Origin of the sequence: Parenemella sanctibonifatiensis, assembly GCF_002250565.1 — a bacterium.
GTDB lineage: Bacteria > Actinomycetota > Actinomycetes > Propionibacteriales > Propionibacteriaceae > Parenemella > Parenemella sanctibonifatiensis.
In genome coordinates, this window is the sequence record NZ_NMVJ01000007.1 from 261,991 (window position 1) to 277,712 (window position 15,722).

Genomic DNA, 15,722 nt, shown 5'->3' on the forward strand with positions numbered 1-15,722 from the left:
GCCGGGGCAGGCCACAATGGTGCCGTGACTGCTGTCCCCGAGCCCGCGCCGGTGGCGACGTCGATCCGCATCGACCGCCGCAAGGCACAGCTGCGCTTCAAGCGGAAGCGGTCCTCCCATCGCACCTGGGGGATCATCGTTCTCGTCGGCGTGGCGTGGTGGTCGCTCTTCCTGATGGCCATCGCCGCGGGCAACTTCACCCCGATCGGCGCCGGCGGCTACGTGCCGATGGGTCTCGGTCTGGCCGGCATCGCCATGACGGCCGGCTGGACGATCGCCGAGCATCGCGACCCGGCCAAGCTCCCCGAACGAGCCCTGGACATCTCCGAGGGCGGGCTGATCGTGCACGGCCGGCAGGGCGCCTGGTTCGTGCCGTGGGGGTTTGCCGAGGTCACCGCCATGGCGGCCCGCGGCGGTGAGATGAGCCTGATCGTGTCCGGGGAGACCGTGCCGCGGCAGCTCTATCCGCTGGACTGCCTGGACCGCCGTCCCCAGGAGATTGACCGCGCCATCCGAAGTGCGTCGCACGGCCGCCAGTCGTTGCGCTGGGCCGGGTCCTGAGTCAGCCTATGGCTTGGGGCTGGAGGAGATCTCCCAATTCATCTCCTTCAGGGCGTCCCCGACGTCGGTGCGGTCCTGAAACCCGGTCTGCGAGTCCCCACAACCGTCGTCCGGCACATCCCACCAGATCGGTTCACCCTCGACCGGATAGAGATAGACGACATAGCGGGTCTGCGGTCCGGTGAGTGCACAGCCGACAACTGGCGCCGGACGTTCGGACAGGTCCGCGTACAAGCCCTGTAGCAGCTCCACATCGGTAGTGAATCGCTCCACCACCTGACCGCTGTCCCACTGCCAGTCACACCAGGTGACGCCGGTGAAGACGAAGTCGTCATCCAACTCCACGCGGGGTGAGCCCGAGGAGTAGTACTCCCCCACCGTCGTGGGGCAGAGGTCGGCGACCTGATCGGCTGGGGGCCCGGCCGGCGTACGTGTCTCGGCGCAGGCTGACGAGACGAGCAGGGCTGCCGCGGCCGCGGCGAGGAACATGTATTGAGGGCGCATGATCAGCCTGTGGACGCCGCAGCTGGGTCCGCTTGCTCGATCTTTGAGAAGTCCAACTGAAAGGGTTTCGGCGCTGCGTGCGCAGCCGAGCTTGAGCCATAACTAAGGAGGGGCGCGCAAACAATCAGGGCAACTCCTCGGACGCCACTTCTTTGCCAGTCCATCGGACCTCCAAGGGCGTGGCCCACCCCCAATGGTGCGCCTGATGTATACGGTAATCCACAAGCCGGCCAGCGGCAATGGCAAGGAGCGAAATCTTCAGCCCCGCACCATCCGCAGGTCGTCCCAGCCCTCCATGCCGCCGGTCAGGGGCTTGCGTACGCCGTCGAGCTCGAAGCCGTGTCGGCGATAGAAGGCCAGGGCACGCTCGTTGCGCTCCAGCACCCACAGGTACGCCGGGGCGTCGCCGATGGCCATCTCGATCAGCCGGTCCGCGATCCCGGAGCCCTGGGCGAGCTGGCGCAGATACATCAGGTCCAGCAGCAGCGGGGTCGGTGCGTTCTTCTCCTCGCTGACCGCGGCGTGGGCGACGCCGACGATCGGGCGCAGCCCGTCCGGCTCCGGCTCGGCCTCGTGGTCGACGACGATCCAGAAGTACTCACCCAGTTGGGAACGCAGGTCCCAGCCCTCGGCCTGCTGCGGTGTACGGGCGTCCTTCATGTCGAAGACCGCGTCGGCGAAGGGATAGGTTTCCCGCCAGCAGGCGGCCACCGTACGCGCGGCGGGCAGCAGCTCCTCGGGGGCGGCCTGCTTGATCCGGAAGCGACCAGTCGCCACGTCAGCCCTCGTCGGTGGCCGCGGGCTGCTTCGAATTCGAGCTGATGCCGGGCTGGCCGTCGTGGATGATCTTGCCCGGGTTGAAGTTGCGGCCCGGGTCGACCGCACCGAAGAGGGAGCGCTGGATGCCGACGCCGGCCGGGGAGATGTCCTGTTCCATCCAGGGCGAGTGTTCCTCGCCGACGCCGTGGTGGTGGGAGACGGTGCCGTTGTTGTCGACGAAGGCCTGCTGCACGGCCCGCTTGACCGCGTCGTACTTGTCGATTGCCTCGTCGGAGTCGTCGGCGATGGCGAAGGTGAAGTACTGGCAGGCGCCGGAGTGATAGCTGTGCGAGAGGTGGGCCATGATGTAGCCGGCCACGCCCTGCTCGGCCATCGCGTTCTCGGCGGCGGCGATCACCGCGTCGTAGACCTGCTGGGTGCTCGACCACGGCGTGGCGGTCTCCGACACGTCGGCGACGGCGCCCCGATCCAGCAGGAAGTCGCGGATGTAGGGGGTGTCGAACTTCTTCTGGTCATAGAGGACGCCGGGGCCCTTGCCGACGCCGATGCCCCCGTGTTCGGAGACGATCCGGTTGACCTGGGCCTTCTCGTAGCGCACATGCTGCGCCGAACCCTCGAAGCCGATGAAGGACAGGCACAGCTTCGACAGGTCCCAGCGGCGCTGCTTCAGATAGGTCATCAGCGCCTTGGTCACCAGGTTGCTGACGCCCTTGGACTCCTTGCTGGTGGCCAGCGTGAATGCGGTCTCGCGATGGTCGGAGACCCGGGCCACGCTCGGAGCGGCGTCGGAGAAGGCGATCGCCTGCATGCAGGCCAGGCCCTGGGCGTAGGAGGGGAAGAAGTACGCCTGGATCTCGCGTACCTCCGGCACCCGGTGGATTGCCACGGTGGCCTCGGTGATGATGCCGAGTCGGCCCTCGGAGCCGAGGATCATCTCGCGCACCGACGGGCCCGACGAGGTCGCCGGCAGCGGCCGCAGCGCGACGACCTCACCGGCCGGGGTGACCATCCGCAGGCCGCGGGTGATGTCGGCGATGTCGCCGTACTTGTCGGACTGCATGCCCGAGGAACGGGTCGCGATCCAGCCGCCCAGGGTGGAGTGGTTGAAGGAGTCGGGGAAGTGGCCCAGCGTCCAGCCGCGGCGGCCCAGCTGCTCCTCCAGGTCGGGGCCCAGTGCGCCCGCCTGGATCCGTGCCAGCCCGGAATTCTCGTCGATCTCGAGGACCTTGTTGAGCAGGCCCATGTCGATCGACAGCACCGTACGCTGCTCGCCCGGCTCGGCTTCCAGCGCGCCGACGATGTTGGAGCCGCCGCCGAAGGGGATCAGCACCGCGTCGGCGGCGACGGCCGCCTCGACGATGGCGACGACCTGGTCCTCGTCGCGGGGGTAGAGGATCGCATCGGGCACCCGGCCCAGCTCGCCGCGCCGGACGCGTACCAGGTCGCGTACGCCCTTGCCGTAGGCGTGGACGACCCGCTCCAGGTCCTCGGTGACGACCTGTTCCTCGCTCAGTGCCGCGACCAGAGTGGCGCGCAGGTCCTCGGGCAGCTGGCTGGCGGGGACGTCGAGGTCCTCGAAGCGCGGCTCAGAGGTGGTGTGATAGATGTCGATGCCGACCTTCTCCTGGACGAAGCCGGGAAACTTGGGCTTGTTGTCCGGGTTGAAGGCAACCCCGTCGACACCCCAGCCCCACCACTTCATGTGCTTGACGCCGTTCACTGCTGCTCCTTGTCCGCTGTGGAGGACTGGTCGGCGGAGGCGCCGCGGCGCTTCTTCCGCTTCGTTGCGGCGTTGTCCTTGGCTTGCTGGACCCGCCGGTCGAACTGTTCCTTGGCCTCGGCGCTGCTGCGCTGGGCGGCCTGTTTGATCTGGTCACTGATGCCGGTCATGCGTACGCTGAGCCGTTCGGCGGCCTCCCGGCTGGCCTGTTCGAACTCGGCGAACCGTTCCTCGGCCTTGGTCCGAGGCCGGTCCTCCGCATCCTTGGCGCGGCGCGGTTCCTTGGTGGGGACGGGCAGGTCGCGGTCCAGCACCTCGCCGGTGAGGTCGTCACCGAAGGAGGGGGTGAGGACGCCGCCGGAGCTGCGGATCGCGCGATGCATGGTGTATTCGGACAGCGTCGGCTTGCCGACCGCCTTGGCGACGGTGTCGTGCTGCTCGGTGATGGCCTGCCGGATCCGCTCGGTGAAGGCGCGGGCATTTTCGCCGGTCTTGGCCGACATCGGCAGGCCGAAGACGACGTGCACGGTGGGGCGGCCGCGGCGCGGCAGCGAATTGCCTGACGGCATGGCCTCCCAGGCGCCGACCAGGGCGACCGGCAGGATCGGGGCGTTGTGGCTGATCGACAGGGCGGCGGCACCCGGCTTGAAGGTGCCCGGGGCGCCGTCGCGGGAGCGGGTGCCCTCAGGGAAGACGAGGATCGGTACGCCGTCGGCGAGCAGCTGGCCCGACAGGCCGCGGTGCTTCTTGGCGGCGCCGCCGCGCTCGATCGGGTAGGCGTTGAAGAACAGGCTGGTCGGGGCGGCCTTGTACCACTTGTCAAAGAAGTAGTCCGCTGCCACGCCCGTGGCCAGGTAGCGGGAGAGCCGATTCGGCAGGGCCTGGGTGATGAGGGGGGCGTCGAGGTGGCTGGAGTGGTTGGCGACCACGATGAAGGGGGCCTCGAGATGGGTGAGGTTTTCCTTGCCGTGCACCTGCACCTTGGTGCTGACGCCGATCGCCGGCTTCAGGGTGAGCCGTTGGGCGACGTAGCGCGCACCGCCGAAGGTGCGCGACTTGTACCGCTTCCGAGAACTCACGGCTGCACTCTATAGCCCGGCCGCGTCGGGCACGGTGCTGCCCGGCGCCGATTCGTCGCGGGTGGACTGTGCCTTCTTTCGGCTGCCGCTCAGCAGCCGGGAGAAAAACCGTACGGTCCCGCGCGGAACGTGCCGACCCAGCTCCACCGCGAAGCGCCACCGCTTGGTCGGGACCGAGATCACCTTGCCCCGGGCGGTGTCGGCGAGCGCCTCGCGTACCAGCCGGTCGACCGGGATCCAGACCGGCTCGGGGATCGGGCCGGCGGTGATGTTGGCGCGTTCGTGGAATTCGGTGTGGACCCAGCCGGGGCACAGCGCAGTGGCCGTGACCCCGGTGCCGTGCAGCTCCACCGACAGGCCCTCGGTGTAGACCAGACACCACGCCTTCACGGCCGAATAGTTGCCGGTCGTGATGTACGCCGAGGAGGAGGCGACATTGAGGATCGCGCCGCGGCCCCGGGAGACCATCTGACGGCCGGCGGCGCTGGCGAGCACGTGGACGGCCAGACACATCACGTCCAGGGCGCGCTCCTGAATGGTGAAGTCCTTGTCGAGGAGCTTGGCGTGCAGGCCAAAGCCGGCGTTGTTGACGAGCAGGTCGATGGGCGCGTCGGCGGACTCGCAGCGTTCGGCAACCCGCAGCAGGTCGTCCCGGTCGGCGAGGTCGGCACGCAGCACCTCGACCTCGACGCCGTGTTCGCGGCGCAACTCCTCGGCCCTGGCGGTGAGGCGGGCCTCATCGCGGGCGACCATGACCAGATGGGTGCCCGCGATGGCGAGCTGTCGGCAGAACTCGGCGCCGATGCCGGCAGTTGCTCCAGTGACCAATGCACGTCCCATGGAAGCAACCCTAGCGGCCCCACGTACGCCGGTTGGGCGGTCCACATTGGGGTCTGTCGGAGGGAGGGCTGGGGCGGGTCAGGGCGTTGTCGTGGTGAGGGTGCCTCCTTGGAATTGTTGGGTGTGGGTGGTTCCGGTGGTGTGTTGGTCTTGGGTGGGGTAGCCGTAGCGGCCGTTTTCGGCGTTTGCGGCGTGGTATTGCTGGAGGATTCCGGTGGCGATGATGGGGTGGGCGCCGGTGGATGCGGTCCAGTGGATGGTGCGGGGGTGGGGTGTTCCGGGTGTGGTGAGGAAGTTTTGTTTGCATCCGTTGTTGGGGAGGCCGCAGATTTCGTCGCTGGTGGGGTAGCCGAGGACGTTGGTCCAGGTGGGGTTGGAGCGGTATTTGGTGCGGATGGTGCCGCGCATGTAGTAGGGGTGTGGTGCGCCTGGGGTCCAGTAGAGGGTGCCGTCGCCGTGGAAGTCTTGTTGGCATCGGCCGTCGGTGTAGCAGGTTTCGTCGGTGGTGGGGTAGCTGAGCCAGCTGTTTTCCCAGCCGAGGTCGGCCCAGCGTTGTTTGATGAGGCCTCTGATCAGGTAGGAGGTGGCGGCGTGGGGGTTGTAGTAGAGGGATCCGCCGGTTTCGAAGTGTTGGTAGCAGCCGCCTGCGGTGATGGTGCAGTTTTCGGCCATGGTGGGGTAGCCGAGTTCGCCGCCGACGAGGCGGTATTTGTCCCAGTTTCGGCCGTGGACGGGGTAGGTGCCTGAGGGGGAGTTGTAGATGGCGCCGTGTTCGAAGGTTTGTTGGCAGTGGGTGGTGTTGAGGCAGCCGGGGTCGGTGGTGGGGTAGCCGAGGGTGCCGCGTTCGGCGTTGGTGTTGGCCCAGAGGTCGTTGATGGGGCCGGTGAGGGTGTAGTAGGCGTTGATGCCGTTGTTGGGTGTCCAAGTGATGGTGCCGTGTTCGAAGGTGGTGAGGCAGCCGCCGTCGGTGAGGCCGCAGGTTTCGCTGGTGGTGGGGTAGCCCAGTTGTCCGGTTTCGTAGCCGGTGGTGGCGTATTTGTCGAGGATGTAGCCGCGGGTCCAGTGGGCTCCGGTGGTGGGGCTCCAGTACATGATGGTGCGTTCGGTGGAGAAGTGTTGGTAGCAGCCGCCGTTGGTGAGGCCGCAGACGGGGTCGGTGGTGGGGTAGCCGAGTGGGCCGGTGGCGCCGCCGGCTTGGGTCCAGCGGGTGGCGATGTCGTCGCGGATGTGGTGGGTGCCGTGGTTGCTGGTGGTGATGTGGGCTTGGTGGTGGGTGAAGGCCTGTTGGCATCCGTTGGCTGGCAGGCCGCATTGGGTGGTGGTGGTGGGTGGGCCCATCCAGCCTGCGGCGCCGCCTTGGTTGAGCCAGTGGGTGTGGATGGCGGTGTTGTTGATGCGGGGGCTGGGGTGGATCGTGAGTGGGAGGGACCGGCTCCCGGTGGTGTCGGTGGCGGTGATGGTGATGGGGCCGGTGGTGTTTGCCGGTGGGGTGATGGTGAATGCGCCGTTGGTGTCGGGGCCGGTGACGGGGATCGGGGTGTGGTTGTGGCTGGCGGTGAGGGTGAGTCCCGGGGTGGGGGTGATGTGGCCGTGGATGGGTTGGTCGGGGGTGGTGAGGACGTGGCCGGGGCCGGCGTCTTGGGCGTCGTTGATGGTTGGGCTGGGCACCCAGGTGGTGAGGGTGCCGCCGGGGCCGTGGTCGGTGAGGGCGTTGATCGGCACGATGATGGCGCTGGTGTGGTCGCCGGCGCTGAGGATGCCGGCGGCGTAGTTCCCGATGACCACGGGTGCGCCGGAGTCTCCGTCGGTGAGGGTGAGTCCGGTGACTTCGAATCCTTCGACGGCGCGGTATTGGCCGGGGTTGGTGGGGGCGGGCAGGAAGTAGGAGCCGGTGGAGATGACGGTGCCGCAGCTCCAGCCTGATGCTGCGCCTCGGGTGCAGGCGGTTGCGCCGATGGGGGCGGGGGTGGCGCCTTGGATGTGGATGTCGGTGGCGCCGTCGCCGGGGACCAGGCCCGGGGTGGTGGTGTTGGGGTCGAGGTCGGTGATGAGGGCGAGGTCGGTGCCGGTCAGGTCGATGAAGTCGGTGGGGGTGTTGCCGGGGCCGCCGAACTGGTTCCAGGTCACTCGGCCCAGGGGTTGGGTGGGGGTGTGGGGTTGCTGGGTGATTTCGGCGTCGGGGTTGAGGCCGTCGTTGGTGCAGTGTCCGGCGGTGAGTACGCCGTCGCCTTGCGGGGCGGTGATGGAGAAGGCGGTGGTGCACCAGCGGGGTGTGGTGTTGACTCCGGCCAGTCGCAGCGCCCGCCCTGGGGTGGCATCGGCGTGACGGATGCCTCGGTCGGTGGGGTCGGTGAGGGTGAGGCGGTGTTCGGCGGCGAAGTCGGCGGGGGTGAGGTCGTGGCCGGGGCGGAGTTGGTCGGGGTTGCTGACCCGGATCGTGATGGTGTCGGCGGTGGTGGCGAATCCTTGGAGGCCTTGATCGCCGACCTGGTCGAGGTAGGCGCGTAGTAGTGGTTCGAGGGCGGGAAGGTCGGTCGCTTCGGTGGGGATGTCGGTGTTGATCTGGCTGGGGTCATTGACCAGGACCACGGGCTCGCCCTCACGCAGCACCACGGCCCGGTAGCCGTCGTGGTCGGTGGCGGCGTCGATGGCTTGGGCCTGGTGGCCGCTCGCCTCGCCGGCGTCGATGAAATCGTCGGGGGTGGTGTCGGTCGTTCGCAGCGCGTCGTGGAGGCTGGGGTGTTGGGGTTCGACGTCGTCGGGCTGCGGCGCGGCGCTGCGCTGTGGGGCTGTCGGGGAGGGTGCAGGGGTGGGCTGTGGTGGCGTTCGCGGTGTCATCTGGGCCGGCGGGCTCGGCGTGGGATCGGCTGGGGGTGGGGTCTGTGCGGTGGCGGTGCCGAGGAGTCCGGGGGCGAGGGACGTGGTGAGGACGACGGCGGTGAGGGTCGCGAGGATGCGGCGCGGGCGGTGCTTCATGGGTGCTCCCCGGTGTGAGTCAGTGACGATGCGACATTGCGGAAACCAATTGCGGCCATCCTCTTGCGCGATGCGGTAGTGAGTCAATAGGTTTCGTCTTGTCGCGGACGTTGGAGTGCCGCCTGTCTGGTCGGGGGATTCATGGGCGCAGTTGCTCGGTGGTCACGGGCTGTCGTGGGTGGCGTGATGGCGTTGGCGTTGGTGGCGCAGCTGTGGTCACCGTTGGAGCGGGACGCGATCGCGCAGGAGCCGTCGTTGGATCCGGTGATCGACCGCACTGCTGAGACGGTGGTGCCGTTGCCGCCGGTGGCGGGGTTGCCGGGGGTGCCGGCGGGACTGACACCGGATGTGCCGGTGGCTGCGACGAATGCTGAGCTGATGCCGACGGTGATGCCGGTCGCACCGGTGGATGGTGCACTCGAGGTGGGATCACGTCCCCAGTTGCAGGCTCGCGTGGCCGATGGGGATCCCCAGCTTCCCTACACCTATGAGTTCACTGTGGTCCGGGCAGGGACTGGTGAGGTGGTGGAGTCCAGTGGTCGGGTGGGGGCGGCATGGTCGCCGACCACTGACCTGGCTGCGGGGTCGTATGGCTGGTCGGTTCGCGCCTGGGGTGTGGATGGTGTGGTGGGCGAGAGCCAGTGGTGGTTCTTCACCACTGATGCGTATCCGAACATTCCGGTGGCGGGTGCCCGGCTGGTGGATGTGTCGTGGGGTGAGGCGGTCGATCTGCAGCCCTCGATCGGCGTGGATGTGACCCATCCGGTCCAAGGGGCAGGTTTTGAATACCTGGTGCAGGTTCGGTTGTCGACGGCTGCGGGATCGGTGCCGGTGGCGTGGCAGTCGGATTGGGTGAGGGTGCCCAGTGCGGTCGAGGTGCCTGCTGCGGCGGGGTTGGTGTGGGATCAGGCCTACCGGGTCGAGGTGGTGGCGGTGCAGTGGCGGGCTGGGGCGCCGGTGCCGGGCACCGAGTCGAGCGCGGCGGTGGGCAAGCTCCGCACCCCTGTCGGATTGCCTGACGCTGTTCCAGTCGACGAGTCGATGCCGGTGGGGCCGGTGTCGAGTGGGACGGGTGGTCTGCGGTTGCAGGACACCGATGGTGGGGTGGCGTCGGTGGGGTGGCCGCTGGAGCTGGCGCGTCATTACTCTTCCACCGCCGGTGACCGGGGTGTGTTCGGTGTGGGGTGGTCCTCGGTTCTTGACATGCGTGCGGTTCAGGTGCAGGGGCGTGTGAAGGTGCGGATGCCTGATGGTCACGATGAGGTGTGGGCGCGTAATCCTGATGGCGGGTTCGTGTCGGCGACCCGTCAGCAGTTGCCGCAGTTGGCGTGTGCGGATGCTGGTTGTGATGCGTGGCAGGTGCGTGACACCGACCAGATGCTGTACACGATTTCCGGGGCAGGCGTGGAGCAGATCGAGGCTCCTTCTGGGGCTGTGACCCGGTTCGAGCGCGACGCCGCAGGTGTGGTGACCCGGATCGTGGATGTGGAGTCTGGACGGGCGTTGGAGCTCGGTTGGGATGGTGACCTGCTCACTGCGGTGGCGGCGACACCGACGCTGGCCGATGGCCGACTGGAGTGGTCCTACCGGTATGACTCGCAGGGTCGGATGGTGCGTAGTTGTCGCCCCTTCCTGGCTGATCGGGATGGGTGCACGCAGTATCGGTTCGAGGATCCTGATTCACCGGCGGTGTCGTCGGTGATCGGCCCGGACGGCGCAACGACCTGGCAGGTGGACTATGCGCCCTACCAGAACGGGCAGGTCTCCTCCTTCACTGACGCGGCCGGTGACACCGTGACCGTGACCCGACGCAAGGTTCCCACCGGGGTTGCGGGGTCGTTGGCGGCGGTCACGATGACCGATGGTCCGGTGCCGGGGCGTCGGCAGACGATCGTCACCAATGATCTGGGGCAGGTCACCCGGGCCGTGACGGGGTCGGAGTCGGAGCAGTGGCTGTATGACGGTTATGGTCGCCTCCAGCTCCACACCGGGGCAGATGGCGCCAGGACCTGGTGGTATTGGGACCCTGGCACCGGGGCGATGACGTATCGGATCACCGAACGCAGCGCGACCGCGAAAGTGGTGGAGTCGTTCACCTACACCCGGACTGGTCAGTTGTTGAGCGTGTCGGACCCGCGCCAAGGCATCAACCATCGCTCCTTGACCAGCTACCGCTACAGCAACGGCGGTGAGGGTGGCCAGCTGGTGTCGCGTCGGCTCGGTGCCGACGGGCCGGTCGAGACCTTCACCTACACCACCGGTCAGGAGCCAGCTATTGGCGGTGGGCAGGTCCCGGCGGGGCTGTTGGCCTCCGAAACAGTGCCCGGCCGCGGCGCCACCCACTACGGCTATGACCGGTTGGGGCAGGTCCGCTCGATCACTCAACCCGCCGGCGCGGTGACCAGCTACGACTACGATCCGTTGGGACGCCTGGTCGAGATGGGCACCACGGCGCAGGGCAGTTCCACCCGCCAGGTCCGTGTCCTGGATCCCGACGGGTTCGCTGCTGTGATCACCACTGATGCTGAAACTGATGAGGTGTCTGGAGTTCAGCGGCAACTGCGCCAGATCAACGAGCGTGACGATGCTGGCCGTATCACCGCCGAGATCGCGCAAGACGTGGTCTCGGGTGAACGGTTGGGGATCCGACGCAGCTACGACCCCGCAGGGCGAGTGGTCTCGACGCAGGACCTGACCGGCCGGGTGCTGTCGGCAGCCAGCTACGGCCCCGGTGGCTGTCAGAGTTCCGCCACCGACGCGAACGGTTCGGTCACTCGATTCACCTGTGATGTGTGGGGCAGGCCGCTGACCACCACCCTCAGCGGTTACCACGACCCGACCCGAACCCAAGCCCCCACTGATGTTGCCCTGGAAACTGTCAGCTACGACCCGGCGGGCCGAATCGCGACCAGCGTGGATGTGTATGGCACCACCCGCACCTTCAGCTACACCCGCGACGGGTTGTTGACCCGGGTCGAATCCACAACCAAGACTGGCGAGCAACGCCTTGACTACACCGCTGAGCATGATGCGTTGGGCAACGTCGTGTCCTCGTGGACACCGCAGCAAGGGCAGATGCGGTGGGTGTTCGACGACTACGGCCGCCTCATCGAGACATGGCAACTCGTCGAGGGCGCCAACATCGTTGCCGATCACACTCGCCGCACCAGCCTGCGCTACGACCCCGGCACCGGCCAGGTCATCGCCGAAACCGTGGATGGTGGCGCGGCCGGCGTTGAGGATGACCACGTCACGTTGACCTACCGCTACGACGCCCATGGTCGGCTGATTCATACCGAGTCCGGGCGTGGCGGCCAGATCCGCACCCAGCACTGGCGTGGCTATGACCAGGCCGGCCGGGTGGTGTGGCAGACCGATGGTCGCGGCAACGCCGCCCAAGACCCGGCCCACACCAGCCACTACACCTACGACTCCTCCGGCCGTCTCACCGCAACCACCAGCCCCCCAGTGGCCAGCACCCGCGCCAACCCGGACGGCACCCTTCAGGCACCAGAAACCGGTCCACAGGTGACTCGACACGGCTACGACAGTCTCGGGCGGCCCGCGATGACGGTGGACCCTGACGGGTCAACAACCCGACTCAGTTACAGTCCCACCGGCCAACTCGTCACGATGACCGAGCCGCAGACCCTGACCGACACCGGACCTGTCCTGCCGCAGTGGCAGTTCAGCTACACCGACAGCGACCAGGTCGCTTCGGTCACCGATCCGGCCGGGCGCACCACCTCCTACACCTACGACTCCGCCGGCATGCTGGTCGAGACCACCGAGCCCGCCCTCAACCCAGGCGAGGACCCACGAGTCACCCGGCAGGAATGGACCCCGGCAGGCGACCTTGCCGCCACCATCGACCCGACCGGCGCCCGCGTCGACTACGCCTACGACAACTACGGTCAGCTCACCTCCAGCACCGCCCACGTCTCGGGCCAGGCCCACACCACCGGCTACGGTTGGGACCAGGCCGGGAACCTCACCCACCTCACCAGCCCCGCCGGCGGCGAAACCCGCCTGCACTACAACAGTGCCGGCGACCAGATCCGCCACGTCGACCCCGACGGCATCACGACCACCACCGCAGTCGACCTGGCAGGAAACCCGACCCGGCAACAAGACGGCTCCGGTGTGGTGGTCAGCGCCTACGACGACGCCGGTCACCTCACCGGGACCTCCACCGCCGGACTCGATGGCACCGTGGTCGACCGCGTCGACCTCGCATACGACCCCGCAGGGAACCTGACCGCGATCACCGGCCCGTTGGGCACCGGTCAACTACGCCGCTACGACGCCCTCAACCAGCTCACCGACCTCATCCAGCCCGGTGAGGGCCGCTACCGGCTGTCCTACGACACCAGCGGCCACGTCGTCGCGCTGACCGACCCCAACCAGGCCCAAACCACCTACACCTGGACTGCACGCGGCCAACTCGCCACCGAAACCTTCCCCGCCACCAGCCAGCATCCAGCCCTGGCCGACCGGCAACGCACCCTCACCTACGACCTGTCCGGTAACCCCGTCGCGGTCACCGAACCCGGCGGCATCGAACACCACACCTGGTTCGACACCGACGGCAACACCACCCGAGTCGAGGCCGCCGGACCGGGCGTCACCGCAGTCAACGAAACCTACCAATGGGACCCGGCCGGACGCCTCGTGGCCGCCTCCCACCCTCAGGGCACCCAACACTTCACCTGGGACGAAGCCGGACAACTCACCACCACCACCGGCCCCGCCGGGAACACCACCTACACCTGGGACCCCGACGGCAACCTCACCGACATCACCGGCGACACCGGCACCGCCCACTACACCTGGACCCCCGCAGGCCGGCCCCACCAAGCCACCGACGGCGGCATCACCACCACCTACACCTACAACAGCACCGGCCTACCCGCCGACGTCACCACCAGTACCGGCCTGACCCAAAAACACCTCTACGACCCCGCCGGCCGGCCCCTGATCACCACCACCCAACAAGACGGCGCCGTCCTCGACCGCGAAACCAACACCTACGACCTCGCCGGCCGACTGACCAACACCAGCCACACCGGCAGCATCGACCTGCCCCCACAACTCGGCTACAGCTACGACGAACGCGACCGCCTCACCGGCTGGACCGACCCCGACGGCGCCCACACCCTCACCTACGACAACGCCAACAACCTGATCGATCACGACGGCACCGCCATCACCCACAACCAACGCAACCAACCCACCACCATCACCACCCCCCACGGCACCACCACGCTCGCGCACAACCCCGCCGGGAACCGCACCACCAGCACCACCGGCCAACCCCTCCAATGGGACGCGCTGGGCCGACTCACCGCCGACGGCGACACCAACTACCACTACGACGCACTGGGCCGGCTCTCCACCAGCACCACCAACGGCAACGACACCACCTACACCTATCGCGGCCTCAATCCCGAACCCACCACCACCAACCACGGCGACACCTGGACCCGCGACACCAACGGCACCCTCACCGCCATCGACGGCACCTCCATCCTCACCGACACCCCACGTAACCCCATCGCCGTCCTCGACACACCACCCCACACCTCCACCTGGACCCCCTACGGCACCACCACCAACACACCCGACCAACCCACACCCGGCTACCAACAACACCTCACCAGCCCCACCGGCCACACCCTCATGGGCGCCCGATGGTATGACCCCACCACCGCCACCTTCCTCACCCCCGACCCCACCCGCCCCACCATCACCGAAACCGCCAACCTCTACCACTACGCCCACAACAACCCCATCACCAACAACGACCCCACCGGCACCCGAGCCTGCCCAGGCGGCGGCGGACACATCCGCTCCATGTCCATCGGATGCGGTGGCATCGCCGGCGCCATCGCCGACGCCACCCGCAACATCCCCTCCACAGCCACCCACCACACGACCCCCACCTATCGATCACCCAGCAAGTCCCGCATCGGAACCAGCCGCCCCGGCAACACCCCCCGCACCACCACCCCAAAAACCACCGGCCGCGGACCCACCACCCCAGCCCCCATCGCCACCCCCACCAACTTCAACGACCCCACCTGGCACCTCACCAACCCCGGCGACATCACCACCTACACACCACCACCCCCTGCACAACTGCCCATGCAGAGCCCCGCGATCGACGAGTCAAAACCACCGACCGTCGCCGGAATCGACCTGCAACCTGTTCAGCGACCCACCACCAACACCCCACCCCTCGCCCAGCTGGAACGCCCCTGCGGAGTCATCGAGAACACCATCGACTCCAAAACAGGAAAGTTCACCCCAGACTTCACGATGGGCGGAAACCACGGCTTTATCCCCTGCCCCAAGACGCCCGAAGAACGCCTGGCCTTACTACTCGACGCAGGCAAGAGACTCCTGGCTTTCACCGTCGGCACCGTCCTGCCCATCGTCGCCACCACCGCAGTCTGCCTGGGCACCGCCGGCGCCGGGTGCGTCCTCGCCGGCGCTGCTTTCTCCGGACTCGGCTACCTCGCCGAAACCGCCATCACCGGAGAACCCATCGACCCCGCCCTCCTCGCGCTATCCATCCTCCCCATACCCGGCGGAGGCGGGAAAATCGCCGCAACAGGCGCCAAAGGCGCCGCGAAAACGCTGAGTCCGAGGCTCCCAAGAGTGGCACCCCGGGTCGTGCCAAGTACATCCAACCGCACCGCGGCCCGCATGTGCTCCTTCGGCGCCACCACGCAGGTCCTGATGGGCGACGGCACTGCCAAAGCCATCAGCGAGATCAAGCCAGGTGACCTCGTCACCGCCACCGACCCCGAAACCGGTGAACAAATCGAGACCGCCGTCGAGCAAGTCTGGATCCACGACGACACCTTCACCAACCTCCACCTCGAGACCGAAACCATCACCACCACCGAGGACCACCCCTTCTGGTCCACCACCAACAAGGCCTTCATCCGCGCCGACCAACTCCAACCCGGCGACCAAGTCCTTACTGCCGACGGCGCCACCCACACCGTCACCGGAACCACACCAAACGCAGGATCAGGGGCCGCATACAACCTCTCCGTCGCGAACATCCACACCTACCACGTCGGGAACTCCCGGGTCCTTGTCCACAATGACTGTTTCCCCGGTCTCGACGACCTCGCGGCTGCTGGTCAGCTGCCCGACAGAAATGGGCTAACTGCAGCTGGCCGATCATACCAGAAGCATGCCGGCCGGAACGAATTGCCACAGGTTCCAGGAAGCGCTTTGAATGATGCCGG

Annotated in this window: 7 protein-coding genes and 1 pseudogene; 2 read left to right on the forward strand and 6 right to left on the reverse strand. The window is 67.6% G+C overall.

Translation table 11 applies throughout. The annotated features are described in order from the left end of the window. Nucleotides 1-24 precede the first annotated feature (24 nt). On the forward strand, nucleotides 25-561 hold the full coding sequence (locus CGZ91_RS09355; protein WP_094454566.1) for a hypothetical protein: 537 nt from the start codon (nucleotides 25-27) through the stop codon (nucleotides 559-561). A gap of 6 nt (nucleotides 562-567) precedes the next feature. Here the strand turns inward: CGZ91_RS09355 and CGZ91_RS09360 are convergent, their stop codons facing one another. From CGZ91_RS09360 to CGZ91_RS09385, 6 genes and pseudogenes are all read right to left on the reverse strand, one after another. Next, entirely contained in the window at nucleotides 568-1,065 is a 498-nt protein-coding gene (locus CGZ91_RS09360) for a hypothetical protein (RefSeq protein ID WP_144276857.1), read from the reverse strand. A 258-nt stretch (nucleotides 1,066-1,323) separates the two neighbouring features. Further along, nucleotides 1,324-1,842 (reverse strand): GNAT family N-acetyltransferase, encoded by a 519-nt coding sequence (locus tag CGZ91_RS09365; RefSeq protein WP_094454570.1) that lies wholly within the window; start codon nucleotides 1,840-1,842, stop codon nucleotides 1,324-1,326. Between the two features lies 1 nt (nucleotide 1,843). After that, nucleotides 1,844-3,565 carry an FAD-binding oxidoreductase gene (locus tag CGZ91_RS09370; protein ID WP_229115991.1) on the reverse strand — a complete coding sequence of 574 codons (1,722 nt, stop codon included), beginning with the start codon at nucleotides 3,563-3,565 and terminating at the stop codon, nucleotides 1,844-1,846. Continuing rightward, nucleotides 3,562-4,644 carry a lysophospholipid acyltransferase family protein gene (locus CGZ91_RS14975; protein ID WP_094450412.1) on the reverse strand — a complete coding sequence of 361 codons (1,083 nt, stop codon included), beginning with the start codon at nucleotides 4,642-4,644 and terminating at the stop codon, nucleotides 3,562-3,564. The genes CGZ91_RS09370 and CGZ91_RS14975 overlap by 4 nt, the downstream gene beginning before the upstream one ends. 34 nt (nucleotides 4,645-4,678) lie before the next feature. Further along, nucleotides 4,679-5,484, reverse strand: a pseudogene (locus tag CGZ91_RS09380) (SDR family NAD(P)-dependent oxidoreductase); the annotation flags it as partial. A 78-nt stretch (nucleotides 5,485-5,562) separates the two neighbouring features. Beyond that, complete coding sequence (locus CGZ91_RS09385; RefSeq protein WP_094454574.1) at nucleotides 5,563-8,460, reverse strand: hypothetical protein; 2,898 nt, start codon at nucleotides 8,458-8,460, stop codon at nucleotides 5,563-5,565. A 141-nt stretch (nucleotides 8,461-8,601) separates the two neighbouring features. On the opposite strand from CGZ91_RS09385, the gene CGZ91_RS09390 reads away from it, so the two are divergent. Beyond that, nucleotides 8,602-15,722 (forward strand): polymorphic toxin-type HINT domain-containing protein (locus CGZ91_RS09390; RefSeq protein ID WP_229116541.1); only part of this gene is annotated, 7,121 nt, incomplete at its 3' end.